The organism is Burkholderia sp. lig30, assembly GCF_000687455.2.
Lineage (GTDB): Bacteria > Pseudomonadota > Gammaproteobacteria > Burkholderiales > Burkholderiaceae > Burkholderia.
In genome coordinates, this window is record NZ_JGVW01000013.1 from 1 (window position 1) to 1909 (window position 1909).

The 1909-nt window shown below is 65.6% G+C and carries 1 pseudogene; it reads right to left on the reverse strand.

The annotated features are described in order from the left end of the window. Positions 1 to 1180 precede the first annotated feature (1180 nt). Positions 1181 to 1909, reverse strand: a pseudogene (locus LIG30_RS26725) (hypothetical protein); the annotation flags it as partial.

A 1909-nucleotide genomic window follows, 5' to 3' on the forward strand; every position in this document is an offset into this window, starting at 1 on the left:
CGTCGCAGGCGGACCTGCAAAATCTGTCATGGAACGGCTACTACTACCTGGGCAGCGACGTGGCGCTGACCAGCGCCTTCACGCCGATCGGGATGTTTGGCACGAATGTCGGGGCCTTCGCCGGCGTGTTCGATGGCCTGGGGCACCAGATTACCGGGCTCGAAATCAACCTGCCGTGGACCGTCAACGTGGGGCTGTTCTCGCAGACCAGCGGTGCGATCCGCAATGTCGGCGTGGTGCTGGGTGCGGCGGGCGTGACCGGGGAGGGGCGTGTGGGGGGGCTGGTCGGTTATGTGAATCACGGGAACGTCAACAACAGCTACGTCACCGGCAGCGGGGCGGTCACGGGTTCCACGAGCGATGTCGGCGGGTTGGCGGGGAGGATGGACGGAAGCGTTCTCTCCCATAGCTATGCCACCGTCGATGTGTCGTCTCCGAGCGCCACCAATGTGGGCGGCGCAGTCGGCACTGTCGGCCAGTATGGGGGGGGGGTCTTCTGGGTCTACGCAACCGGTTCGGTCACAGGTAATACCAATGTCGGTGGATTGTTAGGTGGCAATGATCGCAATGTCGAGGCCAGCTTTGCTACCGGGGCCGTGACTGGGGCGGATGCCGTTGGCGGCCTGGTCGGCTACGAGAACGCGGTGGGCGGCTACCAGGACTTCGGCGTCGCGATCGGGCAAAGCTATGCCACGGGTCCAGTCACTGCCAGGTATGGTGCTGCAGGGGGATTGGTGGGCCTTGGCGGTTGGGGTTCGGCTCTCGAAGACGTTTATGCCACTGGGACAGTGTCTGGCCCTGTGGCTGGCGGCCTGGTTGGGACCTTGAGGGATGGGGGGGTGATCCAGGGCTATGCCGTTGGTGCCACAACGTCGCGGGCATCCGCGGGAAGCATCGTCGGAACCGAGTCCTACTCTAGCAACAATATTCCCGCGATCTATGCCGTGTGGGACCCCTCGACGAATCAGAACCCAATGATCGGCCACGTCAACGGTACGCCCGGCGACACGACGTCGCAGTACATAAATCTGAAAACAACCGTCCCCTGGGCGACGGAGCTGAACACCAGGAGCATCCTCCCATACGGCGACCACCACACCGAGGCGGCTGTGGTTCCCCCCGATTCTCCAGAGAAGATACCAGTATGGGGTTTGCCGGCGAACAGCGCGGTCAACAAGGGCTATCCCGTGCTCTGCATTTTCGGCAATTGCGCGCCCAACAGTAGCTCGGGTTCGTCGAGCAGTTCGAGTTCGTCGAGCAGTTCGGGCTCGTCGAGTGGGCCGGGTTGGGGGCCGGGCGGGTCGGGTGGACCGAGCGCGTCGAGTTCGTCAAGTGGACCGGGTGGGTCGAGCGGGTCGGGATCATCGGGTGGTCCGGATCGACCGCTTCCGCCACCGCCACCGCCATCGGCACCACCACCGCCGCCACCGGCTCCCATGCCAACACCTACGCCGCCCCCACCGCCGCTAACGCCCAGCTCCGGCAGTTCGTCGGGCAGCGGTTCGGGCAGTGGCTCCAGCAGCGGCAAGAACGACGAGTCGGGTTCTTCGACCAGCAGCTCGTCGTCCGGCAGCGGTGGGTCGAGCGGCAGCTCCAGCGGCACCAACACGACCGCTGACACGAGCTCGTCGGGCAGCAGCTCGTCGTCCGGCAGCGGTGGTTCGTCGAGCGGCAGCTCCAGCGGCACCAACACGACCGCTGACACGAGCTCGTCGAGCAGCAGCTCGTCGTCCGGCAGCGGTGGTTCGTCGAGCGGCAGCTCCAGCGGCACCAACACGACCGCTGATACGAGCTCGTCGAGCAGCAGCTCGTCGTCCGGTAGCGGCGGTTCGTCCGGCAGCTCCAGTGGCACCAACACGACCGCCGACACGGGCTCGTCGGGCAGCAGCTCGTCGTCCGGCAGTGGTGG